Raw genomic sequence first — 19,993 nt, 5'->3', positions numbered from 1 at the left:
ACAATTATGAATGAATAATTATGTTGAAAAGAGGTGAAACCTTGCAAATATTTGAAACGATACTTATATTTTTAGCACTTGTTATTGTAAGTTCGCTGGTGCACACAATACTTCCTAAGGTACCATTGGCTTTTATCCAAATTATATTAGGTATGTTATTGTATGTGACACCAATCCCCGTTGAATTTCGATTTGATTCGGAACTATTTATGGTCGCTTTAATTGCACCGCTACTGTTTGTTGAAGGTGTTAAAGTTTCACGTGTTCATTTGCGACGGTACATAAAACCAGTCTTAATGATGGCGTTAGGACTAGTAGTTACTACAGTTATTGTGGTAGGACTATTTGTACATTGGATTTGGCCAGAATTACCGATGGCAGCTGCCTTTGCGTTGGCCGCGATACTATGTCCAACTGATGCAGTCGCAGTACAAGCTATAACTAATGGGAAAGTATTACCGAAGGGTTCTATGACAATTTTAGAGGGTGAATCTCTCTTAAATGATGCAGCTGGTATCATATCCTTTAAAATTGCTGTAGCAGCGCTGATTACAGGTGGCTTCTCAATGATTAATGCTGTTGAACAGTTCTTAATCTCTTCAATTGGCGGCTTTGTCGTAGGTTTAATCATAGGTGTTGCGCTTGTTAGATTTAGAGTGACATTGTCTCGTCGTGGTATTGAAAATATTAATATGTTCACATTTATTCAATTAGTCACACCATTTGTAACTTATATCGTGGCAGAAATGTTCCATGCTTCTGGTATTATTGCAGCAGTAATTGCTGGTTTAGTTCATGGTTTTGAACGTGATCGTATTGCTCAAGCACGTACAAGATTGCAGATGAGCTATAACCATACTTGGAATATTTTGGGATATGCTTTGAATGGTTTTGTATTCTCTATTTTAGGCTATTTAATTCCTGAAGTGGTTGGGCGTATCATTGAAAATGAACCACACAATTTAATTTTCTTAATAGTGGTGACATGTTTAATTGCCTTAGCTATTTATTTATTTAGATTTTTATGGGTTTTTGTTTTATATCCGTATTTTTATTTACCAGTGAGCCCATTCCAGAAAATGATTTCATATAATGAAGATGAAACCAAAGTAAAGGAAACACCACCTAAACGTGGCATGTATGCATTTATCATGACTTTATGTGGTGTTCATGGGACGATTTCTTTAGCCATTGCTTTAACATTACCTTATATGCTTGCAGATCATCACTCGTTTACTTTTAGAGATGATTTATTGTTTATAGCTTCAGGCATGGTCATCATCAGTTTAATCGTAGCACAATTTGTACTTCCTATTGTTACTCCTAACGCTAAAAAACCTAAAGTTGTGGGTATGAATTTCAAACAAGCCCGTGTGTATATTTTAGAAAAAGTAATAGATAATTTAAATCAAATGTCTTCAGTAGAATCTAGTTTTCAATATGGCAACGTAATTAAGGATTATCATGATAAATTGGCTTTTCTAAGAACTGTTGAAAATGAAGATGAAAATACTAAAGAACTTCAAAGATTACAAAAATTAGCATTTGATGTAGAGAATCATACACTCAATAACTTAGTTGAGAATGGCGATATTACTACTAACGTGTTAGATAACTATATGCGTTATACAGAGCGTACTCAAGTTTATAAACAAGCTTCATTAATACAACGTATAAAAGTTGAATTCAGAGCAATGATTTTAAAAAGAAGAATTAAGTATAAAGTAAAAACTAATGCGGCATCTCCGTTATCCATAATTGATAACTTACAAGAGATTTCAAATGTAATGCGTACAGTTCACTATCGTGTTGTGAGCCGTTTAGCAAAAGAAACAACTGAAGATAATAAATTAGAAGTCGGTATGATTTGTGATAGCTATCTTCTTCGTATAGATAACTTAACACCATCTAATTTCTTTAATCCTAAAAATGAAAATTCAATAATAAAAATTAAATTACTTGCACTAAAAGAGCAACGTCGTATTTTAAATCAACTTGTTGAAGATGAAGAAGTAAGTGAAGTGACAGCATTAAAAATCCGTGAAGCGATAAATTATGATGAAATGATTATTGTAGATAGTCTGACGGATTAAATCATAAAAAAGCAGATTCCATTGATGGAATCTGCTTTTTTATGAAATCTATTATTTTATTTAGAAAAATATAATTATGTGCTTTATTAAAAAGTATTATAAAAATCTCCATCAATGGGGGGAGGAACCAGCCATTGATGGAGTTAGGGAGATGATTTAAGGCTTGAATACCACCATGCCGTACGCAATTAGGAGGAAAGCTGTACGGCATGGGACTATTCACCTATTATCTAGGTTAAATAGCCCAAATCATTTATTCCATGCTTCCGTGAACAGTTTCGATATTTGACTTCATCATATTGTAATAAGAATCACCTTTTGATCCTTCTTGACCAATTGAATCAGTAAATACTTCACCGTATATATCTTTATTAGTTTCTTCACTTAAGCTTTGCATACTCTTCTTATCTACGCTTGTTTCAACAAGAAGATGTTTTAAGTCATGATCTTTTACGAATTGAATCGCTTGTTTCATTTGTTCTGGTGTGCCTTGTTTTTCAGTGTTTATCTCCCAAATATAACCTGGTGTAATATCATATTGTTTAGAGAAATATTTAAATGCACCTTCACTTGTAATCATGGCTCTGCGATCTTTTGGTATATCATTGAATTTTTCATGACTCTCTTTATTTAACTCTTCTAATTTAGCGATATAATCTTTGCTGTGCGATTTGATATCATCATTATGTGCTTTATCGTGTTTAAGTAAGGTATCTCTAATTGTTTCTACGTATTTTATTCCATTTTCAAGGCTTAACCAAGCATGTGGGTCTTGTTTACTTTCATCGCCTTCAGAATCGTTTAAGTATAATGGTTTTACTTTGTCAGACACTTTTACCACACTGTCATCTTTTGCTGACTTACCAGCTTGAGATAAGGCTTTATCAAACCAACCATTACCTGTTTCTAAATTTAAGCCGTTATAAAAAACGATATCAGCATCAGTTAACGCTTTAATATCTTTAGGCTTAACTTCGTATTCATGTGGATCTTGACCTATTGGTACGATACTGTGAATTTCAACGTTTTTGCCACCAGCATTTTTAACCATGTCATATAAAATAGAGTTTGTTGTTACAACTTTTAATTTTTCGTTTGAATTTGAACCTGAGTCATTCTTGTCGTTACCACAGGCTGCTAAAAATAGTAAAAATATTAAAGCGAGTGATAGTAATTTCTTCATGTTTGTTGTCCTCTCTTTTTAAAAAGTTCTAATTTAGTTAAAGCAAAAATAACGATATAAATTAAGAATGCGAAGAATACAATCGTTGCACCACTAGGGATGTTATAAACGTAGCTGAAATATAGTCCGACAATAGCACTTACAGTACTAATTAGACTAGCTACAATCATCATGGTATGTAATTTTTTAGAAATTAAAAATGCGGCAGATGCTGGTGTTATAAGTAAAGCTACCACCAGTATAATACCGACAGTTTGAATGCTTGCTACAGTTACAAGAGATAGTAATAGCATTACAAAGTAATGAATTAATGTTGTATTTAGGCCACTCATTCTGCTGAATACTGGATCGAATGTTGAAACCATTAAAGGTCTATAAAAAACAATAATTAATAACATTACTAAAACTCCAACAACGATAGTTGACCAGAATGTGACTTGTGTAACTGCGAGTAAATTACCGAATAAAATATGATATAGATCGGTAGTACTATTGATTAAACTGACTAATATAATACCCAAAGCTAAAAATGCAGTATAGCTAATGCCAATAGCTGCGTCGGATTTGGTTTTACTATTTTTAGTAATAAAACCAATAAAAATACTTGCCACCATCCCAGTTGCTAAAGCACCAATAAACATAGGTATATTGAATAAAAATGATAATGCTACACCTGGTAGTACGGCATGGCTCATGGCATCTCCCATTAATGAAAGGCCTCTAAGAACAATAAGAGAGCCGACTGTTCCGCATACAATACCTACAACAATTGAAATAATTAATGCATTACTTAAAAATTTATAATCGAGTAATTGTTGAAAAAATTCCATTATAAGTTACGTCCTTTCTAAAATACTAGGCAGTTTCATGTTGTGACGGAGCACTTATAAATGTGTTGTTTAAATGCTCAGGTTTCATAGCAGTGCTGCTGTCCCCAAAATAACGAATATTTCTGTTTAAAAGAATTACGCGATCAAAATATTCATCAGTTTTTGATAAATCATGATGTACAATGAGCAGTAATTTTCCGGATTCTTTTAGAATTCGTAATTGTGACATAATGATTTGTTCACTGTGAAAGTCAATTCCCACAAAAGGTTCATCTAGTAAGTATAATGTGCTATCAGTCATTAAAGCACGAGCTACTAGTACACGTTGTAATTGTCCACCACTCAGTTCTGAAATTTGACGATGACGTAAATCTTTTAATTCTAAGGTATCCATTAATTGATTTAATCTTTTTTTGGTTTCGGAATTTACCCATTTAAACCATCCTATATCTTTATATGCACCTGACATGACTACATGCTCCACGTTGATAGGAAAATCTAGGTCAATATGTGCTTTTTGTGGGATATAAGTTATAGATTTTAAATCATTTTGTATGGGATCACCATTTAATTGGGCTTTGCCTGTCGATTTAAATTCTCCGATAAGAGATTTAATTAAAGATGATTTCCCAGCTCCATTAGGACCCATAATCCCAATTATTTCACCATTAATGGGAATGGATAAATTAACATTTTGTAGAACATGTTTATTTCCTAATGTAAGATTTAAATTTTCAACTTCTAACATCTTCATCCTCCTTAATAATATTTTTAGGTTAACCTAATTTAATTTATAATATACCATGAATTTTTAGCGTGTCAAGTTGATTCGTGATACAATAAGATGAATGACTTGAGAGGTGAGATAATGCTAACTGAAGAAAAGGAAGATTATTTAAAAGCAATTTTAACGCATGATGGCGACCATTCTTTCGTTTCAAACAAAACACTTTCCCAATATTTAAATATTAAACCACCTTCTGTAAGTGAAATGGTTAATCGTTTGGAAAAGTCGGGATATGTAGAAACCAAACCTTATAAAGGTGTGAAACTTTCTGAAACGGGTTTAACTTATACTTTAGATATAATTAAACGTCATCGTTTATTGGAATTATTTTTAATAAAAATTTTGCAATATAATTGGGAAGAAGTACATCAAGAAGCAGAGGTATTAGAACATAGAGTATCTCATTTGTTTGTTGATCGTTTAGATAAATTATTGGATTACCCAATAACGTGTCCTCATGGGGGCGTAATACCAAGAGAAAATCAATATAAAGAACTATACACAACGAATCTATTGTCTTTTGAAACTGGTGATATAGTAACAATTAAAAGAGTACGTGATAGAACGGACTTATTAATTTATTTATCAAGTAAAGCAATTTTAATAGACGAGCAAATAGAAATTATCAATAGAGATGATACCAACAAAGTCATTATTGTTAAAAAAGGTGATCAAGTTACAGTATTAAGCTATGATAACGCAGCACATATCTATGCAGAAAAATGATGCTGCAAAATGAGCTTTGACATATGCTATATTCAAAAAAGCACCTCCACTTTATGAAGGTGCTTAAACTATCGATAATGATACCCCTTCCAAGTAATCATTAAAAAATGAAAACTTTGAAGGGGTTTATTTGCATAACTCATGGAGGCGTTTACCTAGTTTCTAATACCAATCTAACTAGGTTTTTAGGTTGTAAAATAAACATGAAATAATTGGTAAATAGTAAATAGATTGATTGCTATCCAAATAATACTAAAAATGAAGATAGGTATATAAGTTAATGATTTTAGAGTTGAGCCATCCCAAGTAACTGATTGGTGTGAAAATGTTAGTTTAAAAATAGTCCATGATGATTGTATAACCTCACCTAAAAGTACACCTAGAATGAAATGATAAGTGATTGCTACAATGTAAAACATCATGAGTTGATTATCGCTTTGGAACAAGAAATAAAGCAAAGTAAATAACAATATTACAATGATAATTGGCAATAGTTTTCTGGAAGTTAATATTAAAAAATATATAAAAATGATTAAGTATGTCGTAATAAATAAACTAGGGTACTGTGAATCTAGTGCCCAAAAACCGATAAATAACATTAGCGGTGGCATAACATACCCGCCAAAAGTGGTAATGGCTTGTCCTAGGCGTGATTTTGATTGAGTAATGGCAAAACCTTGTTGGGAAGTCTCGATACGTTCTGAAGGTGAGGAAACAATCACCAAATCTTTAGCTTTGCCGCCACTTATTTTATTAAATAAGATATGTCCGAATTCATGTGTTAATACGGGGATGTAATTTAAGTATATATCTAAAATTTGATTTATTGGTTTGTTGCGATAAGAATGAATCAAAACATATATTAAAGCTATCAACACGACCCAGTATAAATTGAGTTGTATTAAAGAGCTAAAAAATGATTGTAAATATGACATAATATAACCTCGATTTTAATTTTCAATAAACGCTTTTATAGAAAGTAAAAACAGTCATAGCGCAATATTAAGTATAAAGTAAATTTTGAAATAAAGCATTTGGACTTTGGATGTAGATTTTGAATAAAAAAGATGATTAGTATCTACTTATATTATATGGGTGAATCATAATGTGTTAATATAACAATCATAAACTATAATGATAAAGCGCTATAAATGAGTTAGGAGATTCCAAAACATGACGGGAAGCAACAAAGCAAATAAAGTAAATGTGTTATCTGTATATTTTGATAACGTTACTCTAGAGGAAATGCAAGACAATATTAAACAATTTTTCTTAACATTAAGTTCTAGAAATTTGTTTATTGTAACTGCAAATCCTGAAATTGTAGATTATGCTACGGAGAATGAGAATTATAGAAATTTAATAAACCGTGCAGATTATGTAGTGCCGGATGGGACTGGTGTCGTTAAGGCAGCGAGAATACTTAATACGCCTTTAAAATCCAGAGTTCCAGGTATTGAATTGATGGAAGCATGTTTAAAAATTGCTAATGTAAATCAGCAAAAAGTATTTCTACTAGGTGCTGAAAATGATGTTGTTAAAACGGCGCAACATAAACTAGCTGAAAAATACCCTAATATTATTTTTGATTACCACCATGGTTTTTTTGATTTATCAGATGAGATGGTATTAAAACAAGTAACTTCTTTTGATCCGGATTATGTGTTTGTTGGTATGGGCTATCCAAGACAAGAACAGTGGATAGAACGTCACTTAGATCAATTTAATCAAACAGTGTTAATGGGGGTAGGTGGATCAATCGAAGTATTCAGTGGTGCAAAAAAACGAGCACCTATGGTATTTAGGAAGTTAAATATTGAGTGGATTTATCGCTTGTTAATTGATTGGAAGCGTATAGGCAGAATGAAATCGATACCTAAATTTTTATTTAAAGTAGCTAAAGTTAAATTTAAAAAATAGTGAAAAAAGGATTGGGGCAGAAATATATTTTATTTAAAAATATTTCGCCATCTTTTCCTATAAAATGATTAAGGCTGAGGCAAATTTTAATTGTCTCAGCCTTTTCTGTCATATGCTCAGTTTAAACATTACATATGCTTTAGTTAATCTTAATCAAAATAGATTTAATATTAGTAGTTAACTTTGATTTAATCGTTATTAATATTATACATTATCTTTAAAGTGTGGGATTTAGGTGTGGATATTAATTTAAGATAATACATTTCTACTAATTAGAATATCTGATATATCTGTTATTAATTGGTTATTACTTACTTTTATTGCTCTTATAACTAGCGCTTGAAATTTGACCGCCGGAAACAATTATATCTTTATCTTGAAACGGTTCATTGTTAAAGAAGCGATTTAAAATATCTTTTACACCTTCTTCAATTCGTTCTTGTGCTTCTAAAGTCATACCAGAATAATGCACTGTCATTGCATTTCTAGGCATAGTTCTCCATGAATGATCAGCTGGTGCTGGCTGCGGGTACCATACATCTCCAGCATATCCTTGGATGTGTTTTGCAGTTAAAAGTTCTACTAAATCATTTGTGTTTACAATTTTACCACGTGCAGTATTTACTAGATAACTACCAACTTTCATACGGCTTAATACATTATAATCAAATAAATTATCTGTATCTGGTGTTAAAGGTGCATGTATTGTAAGTGCATCGCTAGTAGAAACAAGTTCATCAAAATTAACAAATTTAGAATCTTTGTTATCTTTTTGGTTAATTGGATCATAATGTTGAATTTTGACGTTAAATGGTGCAAGTCTTTCAGCAACAAGTTGACCAATTCTACCAAAACCGAAAATACCTATTGTTTTATTTTGTAATTCGTGTGCGTGGTTTCCAACTTTAGATAAATTCCACTCACCTGCAACAGACTGACGATGTCCTTCTTCGTAGTTACGTAACAAAATGAGAAGGTCCATAACTGCATGTTCAGCTACACTAACGGTATTACTACCAGTTACTTCAACTACGCCGATATTGTTTTCACTGGCAGCTTGTAGATCTATGTGATCAGAACCTACACCAGCAGTAATCGCTAATTTTAAGTTTGGTGATTTTTCTATACGTTCTTTTGTCATGTATGCTGGATAGAAGGGCGCGCTAATTACAACGTCCATATCTGATAAATGCTTGTCTAAGTCTGCGTTATTATCTGTTAATATAACGAGTTCGTGTCCTTTTTCTTCTAAAAATGGAATTAAACCGATTGCTTTCTTAGTGTTTAATAATTGGTTTTCTTGGCCTTCTATATATTCTGGGAATAATGCTACAATTTTCATAATATACACTCCTAATTTTTTTTATTGAGTTATTTCTATGATGAAAAGCACTTATTACGTTGAGTGATTCATTTTTAAATTGAATCAAAAAAGTACTTGATGGATTTGTATAAACCACCTCCTTGAATGTTAATACGTTCAGTGAGGGGAGTAACAAATACAGCACCAAGTACTTTTTGACAATCCCTTTAATATTTATAACTTTTTAATATTTACTCAATACATTGTATGCATTAGTAACTTATAAAAAGTTGAAGTAAATTATAAATGATAATGATATAGTTAGTTTTTAAAATCTATTCAATATTTTGATCGAAAACAAATATAGAAACAACTTCGTCGTCTTCTAAAGAGAGGTCGGTAAATAGTTTAACGAATTTTGCTCCGACAAGTTCTTCCATTTCAGTTGGTGGACTTTGTTTATATAATGCTTTTACTTCTTCAGTCCTTCCATGTTTAAGCATACTCTCTAAATCTTTATTACGCAAATAAAGATTTTCAACTTTACTTAAACTACCGGTCATGTGAACTATAGCCCAATTGTCTTTAAAGAAAACTTTAACAGTCTCTGGACCCTTGCCGATATAAGTTTTTCTATAAGCACGAACTAAATTAGCGAATGCCTGGGTTTTATTATTTTTTTCTATGATATTCACCCCATTTGCTAAATAATATTTATTATTATAGACACATAAATATATGGTAACGCTTTTACTATACTTTGAAAAGTGCTTTGTTTGTAATTCACTAATTCAAAAGTTTATAAAATATAAAAACCCTAGCACTGAATATGAAATCAATGCTAGGGTATTTATCACGTTTTATATTATTTTACGACAAATCTAGAATTGTCTAAATCACTTCTGAATTTCTTTTGTTCTGCTTTAGAACGTTTTTTAAAGTCACTTAAGAATTTTTCATATTCAGGCAAGACTTCATCTAATTCACCGAATTGTTTCAGTTTGCCAGCTTCTATCCAAGCAATCTTAGTACAGAATTCTCGTACTTGTTTCATATTATGACTCACAAAGAAAATGGTTTTACCTTGTTCTTTGTATTCAAAAATTTTATCTAAACATTTTTGCGCGAAAGTTTGGTCACCAACGGATAAAGCTTCGTCAATAACAAGGATATCTGGGTTGGTTGTAATGTTAATTGAGAAACCTAATTTAGCACGCATACCACTAGAATATTTTTTAACAGGTTGGTATATGAATTCTCCTAATTCACTGAATTCAATAACTTCAGGTGTTAATTCTTTGATTTGTTTTCTAGTGAATCCCATACATAACATTTTGAACTCGATATTTTCAATACCTGTTAATTGTCCATTTAGTCCTGCGCTAATTGCAATCACACTTACATCGCCATCACGCTTAATACCACCATCAGTAGGAGATAGAGATCCACCAATCATATTGCTTAAGGTAGATTTTCCTGAACCATTGATACCAACTAATCCAATCACATCGCCCTCATATGCTTTAAAGGACAAGTTATCTAAGGCGTAAAATGTTTTGTTTTTATGAAAAGGGAGTAAGACATCCTTTAAACGTTCTTTGTTATTACGATAAATACGATACTCTTTAGTTACATTTTCAATGTTAACGGATACATTCATAATTTTACCTTCCTTGTTTACAGATAGTACTATTATATTATACATTATATTAGTTGTTAAATTTATAAACCTATTGTAAAGTAAGTGAGTATAATTTAACGGAATTAATGCTTATACAGTTGTTAAATTTTACTGAATTAAAATTATAAAATCAACTATAACGACAAAATTAAAAAATATATAAAGTGCGATAGCTATTATTTAGACTTATATCAACTATCTATATTCATTATTTAGTATACAAAAGATTCAACTTTTTAACACTTTTTTAAATAACTATTTCCGAAAGTCATTGAAAGTTGTTATGATAGTTAATAAAGCGTATATTGAAATTGAATATAATAGTGTCATAAGTAAATTGTGATAAGCAAATCGATTGAAAGTGTGGTTTATTTAAATGAATGCAGTATGGGTAGTATTTAGAGAGCATTTTAAAAATTTCTATCTAATACAAAGACTAGCACAGTTCCAAGTGAAGATTTCTAATACAAATAACTATCTAGGTATGGCTTGGGAGTTAATTAATCCAGCTATGCAAATCATGGTTTATTGGTTTGTATTTGGTCTTGGTATTAGAAGTAACAATCCTATAGACGGTGTGCCATTTATTTATTGGTTACTCGTAGGTATCAGCATGTGGTTCTTTGTTAACCAAGGAATTTTGGAAGGTACTAAATCAATAGCAACAAAGTATAACCAAGTAGCGAAGATGAATTTTCCGTTATCAATCATACCTTCTTACATAGTAATGAGTAGGTTTTACGGTCATCTTGCACTACTTGTCGTAGTTATTTTACTATGTATGTTGGCAGGTTACTATCCAACGATATACACGTTGCAACTTTTCTTATATGTACCATTTGCATTAATATTAACAACTGCAATAGCGTTGTTTACATCAACGTTAGGAGTGCTTGTAAAGGACACACAACAGGCAATTCAAGCGCTCATGAGAATGGTGTTCTTTGCATCATCTATTTTAATTGTGCCGCCAGAAGGTATTGTAAAAGATATAATGAAATTAAATCCAATATATTATCTAGCTGAAGCATATCGTTCTGCTGTGTTACATAAAGAGTGGTACTTTATAACGCATTGGGAACTGACATTGTATAATCTATTAATCATCTTGTTCTTATTTATAGTAGGTTCGATTATGCATATGCGTTATAGAGATCATTTTGCAGACTTTATGTAATGAAAATATTGGAATAACTAAATTTGAGTAGTGTTGTAATGGGAGTAGGGTAGAAATCAATTTTTTCAAAATGATTTCTGCATCTGCTCCTTTTTTTATTTTCTTTTAAATTAAAAGTCGTTAAATAGAGTAGTGTTTATAGTTAACGTTTTGTTATAGAACTGGTACGATACCTAAATAACATAAAACTTTAGCTGGTAAATATAAATTTTAAAATCATGTGAGTTTATGGATGAAATTAAAATACGTTTTTAAAGATGTGTTGATGTTATATTACATAAAAGGTTTTTCTATAACTTTTTATGTAGGATAGATATAATAAAAGCTAAAGTAGTTAATAATTAACGGCGGTGAAATGTATTGAGACAAATTATAAAAAAGCTTTATATCATTATCATTAGCTTTTTGAATATGATATATCGAAAGAAAAAAGTTCAAAGTGACCAAATTGTGTTGATGATGACTTTTGCTGAAGATGTATTACCTATTATTGAAGCGTTAAACCGTAAAGGATATAAACTGACAGTTATTGGTACAGAAAAAAATCGTAAATATATCCAACATTTAGAGAATATAGTGTTTTTACCTGCAGGAAACAAACAAGTATTTAAGCATATCAAAGCGTTGAGTAGCGCAAAGGTGATTGTGATAGACACTTATTATCTGATAATGGGTGGATTCAAGAAGAAAAAACAGCAAACTGTCGTACAAACATGGCATGCGGCAGGCGCATTGAAAAATTTCGGATTTACAGATAGACAAGTTGACTTATCAAATAATAAAATAGTTCAACAATATAAAAAAGTTTATGACGCAACAGATAAGTATATTGTTGGTGGTGAAGCAATGGCAGACTGCTTTAAAGAATCATTTGGAGCAAATGAAAAACAATTTTTAAGAACGGGATTGCCTAGGTTGGTGCCATACACAAGGTTGGACGTTGAACAAAGACAACAAGAATTGAAACAACAATATGGGATAAATGGCAAGGTAGCTGTTTATGTACCTACCTATCGAGAACACAAGCAGGCTAACCGTCAGATAGATAAACAGAAATTTGAAGCAAAGTTACCAGAGTATACTTTATTGAGCAAATTACACCCATCTATTGCCACAGAGCAACAGACGACAATTAACTTGCAATCATTAATGATATTAGCAGACGTGATTATTAGTGATTACAGTTCACTAGCAATTGAAGCGAGCATATTAAACAAACCCACACTTTTTTATGTTTATGATGAAGCGGATTATAATCGCACCCGTGGATTGAATGTATTTTATGAAAAAATACCAAAGGCATATAAAGCATATAGTGAGGATGAATTAATGCATAAGTTACATGAAAATAGTTACGCGACAGCACTATTATTTGAAGATTGGCATGAATATACTACGAAAGATAGTTTGACGAGCATAATTAATGAAATTGAAAAGATGGTGAAAAAATGAAAATTTCAATAATCATTCCCGTGTATAATGCAGAAAAAACAATTCGAAGAGCCATTGCATCGATTGATACAAAGCAAAATTATGAAATTATATGCATCAATGATGGTTCAGAAGATGATAGTAAGTTTTTATTAGAACAATTGCAAAAAGAATATAAAAATATAACGATTATAAACCAAGAAAATCAAGGTGCGGCAGTTAGTAGAAATGTTGGTGTTGCTAATATGTCAGGCGATGTTTTTATGTTTTTAGATGCTGACGATGAATTCTTACCTAGTAGAATAGATTTTATGGCTGATTATTATCAACGAGATGAAAATGTAGATATTGTTATCGGACAAATTGCAAGAGAAAACAACGGTGACTGGCAAACCATTTATTCTCACGAAGTAATCAAGAAATTAGATACTGTAAATATTGCTCAATGTCCTGAAGTGATGCAATCAATTGGTCCTGGTGCCAAAATGTTTAGCGCAAAATTTGCTGATTTAAGATTCGATGAAGACGTTGTTTTTTGTGAAGAACATACCTTCATTATCCAAGCATATAAAAAGGCACGTGATATTCAATTATTGCCAGATATCGTTTATGGATATAATGAGCAAGCTGGTTCAGTAACTGATCAACTTGCGAATCAATTTGAATCTTATATGCGTGATGCAGAAAAAGTTAGAGCACGTGTAATGGATACATTATTGCTAAGAGAAGCAAGAGTCTATTATAGTTACCGTATGGATGAATTGATTGTAAGTTATCTGATCCAAGCATACGTCGGAGAGCATAAAACTGTTACACAACAAATGTTAGATCTTGTTATCTCATATATTAAAGAAATGCAAAAAACAGATTATGCTGGGGAAGCATTATTTAGAATAATTAAAGTGATTGAACAAGGTAGCGTGAAATGGAACAAAGCTTTATATTATCAATGGAGAGATGCATTGTTAAGTGTTGGTATTGGGAGACCTAATTATTATCGTTTTAAAGTGGAAGTGCTGCCGAGACGCGCAAAATTTAGAGGTAAAATGAAATTAAAACAAATTTTGAAAAGGTGAAAATTATCAGAATTCGTAAACTAAGATTTAATATGCTATAATTTTTAAAAATGTAAATATTAAATTAATATTTTGTTAAGGAGCATATGCTAATGAAAAGAGTTATTACTTATGGAACATATGATTTATTGCATTATGGCCATATTGAATTATTAAGAAGAGCGAGAGAAATGGGCGATTATTTAGTCGTTGCACTCTCAACAGATGAATTTAATCGAGTTAAAAATAAAAAATCTTATTATAATTATGAACAAAGAAAAATGATGTTAGAATCAATTAGGTATGTCGATCTTGTTATCCCTGAAAGTGGTTGGGGACAAAAAGAAATTGATGTTGATCGATATGAGATAGATACATTTGTTATGGGTCACGATTGGGAAGGTGAATTCGACTTCTTAAAAGATAAATGTGAAGTCATTTATCTAAATCGTACTGAAGGTATCTCTACGACTAAAATTAAAAAAGAACTTTATGGTGATAATGAAAAATAGCTTTGCTATTTTATAAATTATTTATTGCGAAGTGATTTGAGTAGCTAGGTTACAGAAATACGGGGTCGATAACCGTTGATGTGATCTAGCTTATTTTTGTTATTGTTTGTTAATTTACATTTAAGACGTGTATTTAGTATCAACTGTTTAAAAGGTTTATAAAGAATATGTAGGGGCTGCGAACGGGCATTTAACGCTAATTATTTCTCTTCATGACTCATTTAGTTTTGTTATTAAAAATAAATGAGGATGTGAAAACAAAATCAAAAATTCGATTTCATCTTCACACCCTCAATATGTTTGAGCAGCTACTACCTAGTTAAGGGTAGTAGTAATATTAAGTTTACTTTGCGTGAGTATAACTTTAATTGAATAGCAGGACTTAATAATGTAACAATCACTTGAACGATTATTATTTCTTATTATTTGATTTTTTTCTGATTAAATCAATGATTAGATAGATAATGATTGCGATTGCTGCAATAATTAGAATTGTACCTAATAAAGTTAGTATTGGATGCTCATCCCAAGATGATTTTACAACTGTTGTTGCTTGATGAACGAGTGGCTTGTTGACATCAACTGAAGGAGGACCATATTTACTACTAATAAAATCGCGATCATATTCAATATGTACTTTGTTATCTTCAATTACAACTTTATAGTCTTTTTTTTCAAAATATTTTGGTAACACATCGTAAAGATCTTTTTCTACAAAATACGTTTTCCCATTAATTTTTTGTTCGCCTTTTGACAATACTTTTTCATATTTATACTGGTCGAAAGACATGTTCATTAAAGCATTACCTATCATGTTGCGCTGCTTTTCGCCACCAAGTTTATCGTAATTACCTGCACCCATAATAGCTTGGTTAATTCTAAAGCCATCACGTTTCGTTGTTATTGTATGGTTATAGTTAGCAACATCGCTTGACCCCGTTTTCAAACCGTCAGTACCTTCTAAACTCATATCTGCACCTTCAAGCGAATGGTTGAAGGTATAATATGTCACACCGTGTTGTGTAGGTGCTAGTTGCTTAGTAAAATCTAATATTTTCGGTGTGTCTTGAACGGCACGTTGCGAAAGTATACCGAAGTCTTTGGCAGTAGATGTATTATCATTTTCATTTTTATATTTTTTAGGTACAAAGTCACGAAGTTGGTGGTTTTCTGCACCTGTTGGATTTACAAAATGCGTATTTTCCATTCCTAATGCTTTTGCTTTTTTATTCATTTTATCAGTGAAGTCAGAAAGATTGCCTGAAACTTCTTTTCCTAAAATGAGTGCAGCTGCATTACTTGAGTTTGATACCGTAATTTGAAGTAATTCCTTAATTGTATACGTTTCGCCAGGGTATAACTTGGTGTTGCTTAATTCTGGTAAGGTAGACATACGATAGTGTGTATCTGTAATTTTTACTTTATCGTTTAAAGATAACTCGCCTTTATTGATTGCGTTAAGCGTAAGATACATGGTCATAAGCTTAGTCATTGAAGCAGGGTACCACTTTTTATTCATGTTGTATTGATAAAGTAGCTGGCCTGTTTGTGCAACATTTACTGCACCCTCAGGTTGATAGGCTTCAGATACATTATAACCATATTGATTTGCTGCTTGTGTGGGTGTAACAGTTTCAGCTTCAGCAAAGGGTGTTATAATTGTACCGACGAAGAGTACAGTTATAAATGTCAAAATTAACTTTCTCATAATTACATTCCCTCTTAATATTTTGAGTTTTATTGCAATAGAAATATTTTAGCATATTGTAAAGTTTAAATAAAATACATTCATGAAATTGTTGTAATTATTGCATTGTTAAAACTAATTGTAAAAAATAAAATTGTGTTTGCTTGGAATTTAACTCATTAACTATTATAATGTTATTCTGCTCAGATTCATTTGTAGCATTAGCTTAAAAATATAAAAATAGAAGAGGTAAAAATATGAAGCAAGAAAATCCATTATTCTATTTATTTAAAAAACTGTCATGGCCAGTTGGCCTTATCATTATTGCTGTATTTATTTCTTCATTGGGTAGTATTACTGGGCTTCTAGTCCCACTATTTACTGGGAAACTGGTAGATAAATTTTCCTTTGATAATATGAACTGGATGTTTGTTGCAGGATTTATTTCAATTTTTATTGTTAATGCACTACTTAGCGGTATTGGTTTATATCTGTTAAGTAAAATTGGGGAAAAGGTTATATACGCAATTAGATCCGTTTTATGGCATCATATTATCCATTTAAAAATGCCATTTTTTGATCAAAATGAAAGTGGCCAATTGATGAGCCGACTGACGGATGATACGAAAGTCATCAATGAATTTATTTCTCAAAAACTTCCTAATTTATTACCGTCAGTATTAACAATTTTAGGTTCGTTGGTTATGTTATTCATTATGGATTGGAAGATGACATTAGTAACATTCATCACTATTCCAATTTTTGTGTTAATCATGTTTCCATTAGGTAAAATTATGGAAAAGATTTCTAAAAAAACACAAGCTGAAATTGCTAATTTTAGTGGTTTGTTAGGTCGAGTTTTGACGGAAATGCGTTTAGTGAAAGTTTCGCATACAGAAGACTTAGAACTGAATAATGCACATAAAAACTTAAAAGAGATTTACTTTTTAGGATTAAAACAAGCTAAAATTACCGCAGTAATACAGCCTATTTCAGGCGTGATTATGTTACTTACAATCGCAATTATATTAGGGTTTGGTGCGATTAGAATTTCCACTGGTGCAATCACAGCAGGTACATTGATTGCTATGATTTTCTATGTGATCCAATTATCAACGCCACTGATTAATCTTTCAACGCTTGTTACAGATTATAAAAAAGCTGTAGGCGCAAGTGGCCGTATTTATGAAATTATGGAAGAGCCTACGGAAGCATTCCATATAGAACAAGAAGATGAGATTACTGATGGTAGTTTGGTATTTGAACATGTTGACTTTAAATATGGAGTTAAGCCAATTCTGAGTGATGTTAATTTTGAAATACCACAGAGTAAAGTCACTGCATTTGTAGGCCCTTCAGGGTCAGGAAAGAGTACCATTTTTAATATTATTGAGCGGATGTATGATATTGATCAAGGTGATATTAAATATTGTGATAAGTCCATTTATGACATTGGGTTAGGTGAATGGCGTGATAAAATAGGATACGTAATGCAATCAAACTCAATGATGAATGGTACGATTAGAGATAATATATTGTATGGTATTAATCGTGAAGTAAGTGATGAAGAACTTATACATTTTGCGAAATTAGCGAACTGTCATGAGTTTATAGAACAATTTGAAGATGGCTACGATACGATGGTTGGCGAACGAGGATTGAAATTATCTGGTGGTCAACGTCAACGTATTGATATAGCTCGTAGTTTTGTCAAAAATCCAGATATTTTATTATTAGACGAAGCTACAGCTAATTTGGATAGTGAAAGTGAAAGAAAGATTCAAGATGCGCTAGAAGAATTAATGGAAAACCGCACAACTGTAGTTATCGCGCATAGATTATCTACTATTAAAAAAGCAGAGCAAATTATTTTCGTGGATGCTGGTAAAGTAACTGGTAAAGGTACACATCAAGAATTGATTATGAAACATGAGAAATATCAACAATTTGTAAACACACAGAATTTGACGAAATAAGAAAAAGAGTAAAAAGTAAATTATAGTTATATTTGTGTAGGCGTTTTCATAGCAAAAGGCGAATGTTTGATTTTATATCATGTACAAAAGTGATGTTTGTCGAACTATAAAATTGTTATTTTATATAAAGTACATGCATGCTATAATTATTGTGAATTATTAATAAACAGTGTTTTGAGAAAGTATAAATTAATTACAAAAATGAATTAACAAATCTAGGGATTAGGAATAATTAAGGTAAATGTAGGATTTAATGCTGTCTATGAACGTTTGATTGTTTATGTCAGTAATATGCATTTACCTTTATTCTTCTGAATACATAGCTACATAAATTACTTTCAAAAATTCATTGTTATCAATGATTTTAATAAGAAATGGTGGGTGTATTATGTTTTTAGTGATTAACATAATTGGATTGTTTGTGTTTTTAGGGATTGCAGTATTATTCTCTCGAAGCAAAAAGAATATTCAATGGAAATCAATAGCAATATTAGTTGTATTGAACTTATTTTTAGCTTGGTTCTTTATGTACTTCCCGTGGGGAAAAACTGCAGTACAAACATTAGCTAATGGTATTTCTTGGGTGATTGATTCAGCACATGCAGGTACAGGGTTTGCCTTTTCTAGCTGGGTAAAACCAGGCGCAATGGATATGGCAGTTAGTGCATTATTCCCAATATTATTAGTTGTTCCTTTATTTGACATTTTAATGTATTTTAATATTTTACCTAAAGTAATTGGTGGTATTGGTTGGGTTTTAGCAAAAATCACACGTCAACCAAAGTTCGAATCATTCTTTGGTATTGAAATGATGTTTTTAGGTAATACAGAAGCATTAGCAGTTTCGAATGAACAATTAAAACGTATGAAAGAAACTCGTGTGTTAACGGTGGCGATGATGTCTATGAGCTCTGTATCTGGGGCTATAGTAGGCGCATATGTCTCTATGGTTCCTGGTGATTTAGTATTGACAGCTATTCCATTAAATATAATCAATGCGATTATTATTTCATCTATATTGAATCCGGTTACGGTAGAAGAAAAAGAAGATATTATTTACACTATTCAAAGTAATGAATTAGAACGTCAACCGTTCTTCTCATTCTTAGGTGACTCAGTATTAAATGCAGGTAAATTAATCTTAATTATTGTAGCATTTGTTATTAGTTTCGTTGCGCTATCAGATTTAATTGATCGATTAATTAATTTACTTACCGGCATCATTGGTGGTTGGGCAGGTATTAAAGGTAGTTTTGGTTTAGATCAAATACTTGGTGTGTTTATGTATCCATTTGCGTTATTGCTTGGTTTACCATGGGATGAAGCTTGGATTGTTGCACAACAAATGGCCAAAAAAATTGTCACTAATGAATTTGTTGTCATGGGACAGATTAAAGATGTTGTTGAATCTTATTCGCCACATAGACGTGCAGTGATTACAACATTCTTAATTTCATTTGCGAACTTCTCGACAATTGGTATGATTGTAGGTACTTTAAAAGGAATCGTAGATAAGAAAACATCAGATTTCGTATCACAATATGTACCGATGTTATTACTTGCAGGTATTTTAGTATCGTTGATGACTGCAGGATTTGTTGGATTATTTGCTTGGTAAATTATAAATAAATA

At 31.5% G+C, this 19,993-nt stretch carries 17 protein-coding genes; 9 read left to right on the top strand and 8 right to left on the bottom strand.

The genetic code is table 11. The features are described from left to right. The first annotated feature begins 41 nt into the window (after nucleotides 1-41). The gene (locus ACSUE0_RS08300; protein ID WP_119614353.1) at nucleotides 42-2,093 is read left to right on the top strand and encodes a cation:proton antiporter; all 2,052 of its coding nucleotides are present in this window, start codon (nucleotides 42-44) and stop codon (nucleotides 2,091-2,093) included. Nucleotides 2,094-2,346: 253 nt separating this feature from the next. Here the strand turns inward: ACSUE0_RS08300 and mntC are convergent, their stop codons facing one another. Genes mntC through ACSUE0_RS08285 form a run of 3 tightly spaced genes read right to left on the bottom strand, consistent with a single transcriptional unit; the run spans nucleotide 2,347 to nucleotide 4,854 of the window. Beyond that, nucleotides 2,347-3,276 carry a manganese ABC transporter substrate-binding lipoprotein MntC gene (gene mntC, locus ACSUE0_RS08295; RefSeq protein ID WP_436956935.1) on the bottom strand — a complete coding sequence of 310 codons (930 nt, stop codon included), beginning with the start codon at nucleotides 3,274-3,276 and terminating at the stop codon, nucleotides 2,347-2,349. Further along, nucleotides 3,273-4,106 carry a metal ABC transporter permease gene (locus ACSUE0_RS08290; RefSeq protein ID WP_017722625.1) on the bottom strand — a complete coding sequence of 278 codons (834 nt, stop codon included), beginning with the start codon at nucleotides 4,104-4,106 and terminating at the stop codon, nucleotides 3,273-3,275. Before ACSUE0_RS08290 ends, mntC begins: the two co-directional genes overlap by 4 nt. A 25-nt stretch (nucleotides 4,107-4,131) precedes the next feature. Then, nucleotides 4,132-4,854 carry a metal ABC transporter ATP-binding protein gene (locus ACSUE0_RS08285; protein WP_119614357.1) on the bottom strand — a complete coding sequence of 241 codons (723 nt, stop codon included), beginning with the start codon at nucleotides 4,852-4,854 and terminating at the stop codon, nucleotides 4,132-4,134. A gap of 120 nt (nucleotides 4,855-4,974) precedes the next feature. On the opposite strand from ACSUE0_RS08285, the gene ACSUE0_RS08280 reads away from it, so the two are divergent. Continuing rightward, nucleotides 4,975-5,619, top strand: coding sequence for a metal-dependent transcriptional regulator (locus ACSUE0_RS08280; protein ID WP_017722623.1), 645 nt, complete (start codon nucleotides 4,975-4,977; stop codon nucleotides 5,617-5,619). A 185-nt stretch (nucleotides 5,620-5,804) separates the two neighbouring features. Here ACSUE0_RS08280 and ACSUE0_RS08275 read toward each other — a convergent pair whose 3' ends face one another. After that, nucleotides 5,805-6,554: a M50 family metallopeptidase gene (locus ACSUE0_RS08275; RefSeq protein WP_119614358.1), complete on the bottom strand. Its 750-nt coding sequence runs from the start codon at nucleotides 6,552-6,554 to the stop codon at nucleotides 5,805-5,807. 238 nt (nucleotides 6,555-6,792) lie between these two features. On the opposite strand from ACSUE0_RS08275, the gene tarA reads away from it, so the two are divergent. After that, nucleotides 6,793-7,539: an N-acetylglucosaminyldiphosphoundecaprenol N-acetyl-beta-D-mannosaminyltransferase TarA gene (tarA, locus tag ACSUE0_RS08270; protein ID WP_119614359.1), complete on the top strand. Its 747-nt coding sequence runs from the start codon at nucleotides 6,793-6,795 to the stop codon at nucleotides 7,537-7,539. A 307-nt stretch (nucleotides 7,540-7,846) separates the two neighbouring features. Here tarA and ACSUE0_RS08265 read toward each other — a convergent pair whose 3' ends face one another. From ACSUE0_RS08265 to tagH, 3 genes are all read right to left on the bottom strand, one after another. Then, nucleotides 7,847-8,881: an NAD-dependent formate dehydrogenase gene (locus tag ACSUE0_RS08265; RefSeq protein WP_119615247.1), complete on the bottom strand. Its 1,035-nt coding sequence runs from the start codon at nucleotides 8,879-8,881 to the stop codon at nucleotides 7,847-7,849. A gap of 296 nt (nucleotides 8,882-9,177) precedes the next feature. Then, entirely contained in the window at nucleotides 9,178-9,537 is a 360-nt protein-coding gene (locus ACSUE0_RS08260) for a DUF2294 domain-containing protein (protein ID WP_436956931.1), read from the bottom strand. Nucleotides 9,538-9,707: 170 nt separating this feature from the next. Then, nucleotides 9,708-10,502 carry a teichoic acids export ABC transporter ATP-binding subunit TagH gene (tagH, locus tag ACSUE0_RS08255; RefSeq protein WP_119615243.1) on the bottom strand — a complete coding sequence of 265 codons (795 nt, stop codon included), beginning with the start codon at nucleotides 10,500-10,502 and terminating at the stop codon, nucleotides 9,708-9,710. Between the two features lie 397 nt (nucleotides 10,503-10,899). On the opposite strand from tagH, the gene ACSUE0_RS08250 reads away from it, so the two are divergent. The 4 genes from ACSUE0_RS08250 (at nucleotide 10,900) to tagD (ending at nucleotide 14,698) form a co-directional block, all read left to right on the top strand. Then, nucleotides 10,900-11,700: an ABC transporter permease gene (locus ACSUE0_RS08250; RefSeq protein ID WP_017722617.1), complete on the top strand. Its 801-nt coding sequence runs from the start codon at nucleotides 10,900-10,902 to the stop codon at nucleotides 11,698-11,700. Between the two features lie 360 nt (nucleotides 11,701-12,060). Continuing rightward, nucleotides 12,061-13,152: a teichoic acid glycerol-phosphate primase TarB gene (tarB, locus tag ACSUE0_RS08245; RefSeq protein WP_436956928.1), complete on the top strand. Its 1,092-nt coding sequence runs from the start codon at nucleotides 12,061-12,063 to the stop codon at nucleotides 13,150-13,152. Next, on the top strand, nucleotides 13,149-14,207 hold the full coding sequence (locus ACSUE0_RS08240; RefSeq protein WP_119614296.1) for a glycosyltransferase family 2 protein: 1,059 nt from the start codon (nucleotides 13,149-13,151) through the stop codon (nucleotides 14,205-14,207). Before tarB ends, ACSUE0_RS08240 begins: the two co-directional genes overlap by 4 nt. 92 nt (nucleotides 14,208-14,299) lie before the next feature. After that, nucleotides 14,300-14,698, top strand: coding sequence for a glycerol-3-phosphate cytidylyltransferase (gene tagD, locus ACSUE0_RS08235; protein WP_017722614.1), 399 nt, complete (start codon nucleotides 14,300-14,302; stop codon nucleotides 14,696-14,698). Between the two features lie 412 nt (nucleotides 14,699-15,110). Here the strand turns inward: tagD and pbp4 are convergent, their stop codons facing one another. Further along, nucleotides 15,111-16,406 carry a penicillin-binding protein PBP4 gene (gene pbp4 / locus ACSUE0_RS08230; protein ID WP_436956926.1) on the bottom strand — a complete coding sequence of 432 codons (1,296 nt, stop codon included), beginning with the start codon at nucleotides 16,404-16,406 and terminating at the stop codon, nucleotides 15,111-15,113. Between the two features lie 236 nt (nucleotides 16,407-16,642). Between pbp4 and ACSUE0_RS08225 the strand changes: the two genes are divergently transcribed. Together ACSUE0_RS08225 and ACSUE0_RS08220 are read left to right on the top strand one after the other, a co-directional pair. Further along, nucleotides 16,643-18,361 (top strand): ABC transporter ATP-binding protein, encoded by a 1,719-nt coding sequence (locus ACSUE0_RS08225; protein WP_119614298.1) that lies wholly within the window; start codon nucleotides 16,643-16,645, stop codon nucleotides 18,359-18,361. Nucleotides 18,362-18,749: 388 nt separating this feature from the next. Continuing rightward, nucleotides 18,750-19,979 (top strand): NupC/NupG family nucleoside CNT transporter, encoded by a 1,230-nt coding sequence (locus ACSUE0_RS08220; RefSeq protein ID WP_119614299.1) that lies wholly within the window; start codon nucleotides 18,750-18,752, stop codon nucleotides 19,977-19,979. Nucleotides 19,980-19,993 lie beyond the last annotated feature (14 nt).

Source organism: Staphylococcus sp. AS1337 (assembly GCF_051408735.1).
In the GTDB taxonomy this organism is placed as follows: domain Bacteria; phylum Bacillota; class Bacilli; order Staphylococcales; family Staphylococcaceae; genus Staphylococcus; species Staphylococcus xylosus_B.
The sequence above is the reverse complement of the archived record's forward strand: the minus strand, read 5'-3'. Positions and strand labels throughout refer to the sequence as shown.

What these genes read in the sequence shown, in the direction of transcription:
- tagD (WP_017722614.1), top strand. Translation starts at nt 14,300, where the DNA reads ATGAAAAGAGTTATTACTTATGGAACATATGATTTATTGCATTATGGC.
- mntC (WP_436956935.1), bottom strand. Translation starts at nt 3,276, where the DNA reads ATGAAGAAATTACTATCACTCGCTTTAATATTTTTACTATTTTTAGCA.
- ACSUE0_RS08265 (WP_119615247.1), bottom strand. Translation starts at nt 8,881, where the DNA reads ATGAAAATTGTAGCATTATTCCCAGAATATATAGAAGGCCAAGAAAAC.
- ACSUE0_RS08240 (WP_119614296.1), top strand. Translation starts at nt 13,149, where the DNA reads ATGAAAATTTCAATAATCATTCCCGTGTATAATGCAGAAAAAACAATT.
- ACSUE0_RS08285 (WP_119614357.1), bottom strand. Translation starts at nt 4,854, where the DNA reads ATGTTAGAAGTTGAAAATTTAAATCTTACATTAGGAAATAAACATGTT.
- tagH (WP_119615243.1), bottom strand. Translation starts at nt 10,502, where the DNA reads ATGAATGTATCCGTTAACATTGAAAATGTAACTAAAGAGTATCGTATT.
- ACSUE0_RS08280 (WP_017722623.1), top strand. Translation starts at nt 4,975, where the DNA reads ATGCTAACTGAAGAAAAGGAAGATTATTTAAAAGCAATTTTAACGCAT.
- ACSUE0_RS08225 (WP_119614298.1), top strand. Translation starts at nt 16,643, where the DNA reads ATGAAGCAAGAAAATCCATTATTCTATTTATTTAAAAAACTGTCATGG.
- ACSUE0_RS08275 (WP_119614358.1), bottom strand. Translation starts at nt 6,554, where the DNA reads ATGTCATATTTACAATCATTTTTTAGCTCTTTAATACAACTCAATTTA.
- tarA (WP_119614359.1), top strand. Translation starts at nt 6,793, where the DNA reads ATGACGGGAAGCAACAAAGCAAATAAAGTAAATGTGTTATCTGTATAT.
- pbp4 (WP_436956926.1), bottom strand. Translation starts at nt 16,406, where the DNA reads ATGAGAAAGTTAATTTTGACATTTATAACTGTACTCTTCGTCGGTACA.
- ACSUE0_RS08220 (WP_119614299.1), top strand. Translation starts at nt 18,750, where the DNA reads ATGTTTTTAGTGATTAACATAATTGGATTGTTTGTGTTTTTAGGGATT.
- ACSUE0_RS08290 (WP_017722625.1), bottom strand. Translation starts at nt 4,106, where the DNA reads ATGGAATTTTTTCAACAATTACTCGATTATAAATTTTTAAGTAATGCA.
- ACSUE0_RS08250 (WP_017722617.1), top strand. Translation starts at nt 10,900, where the DNA reads ATGAATGCAGTATGGGTAGTATTTAGAGAGCATTTTAAAAATTTCTAT.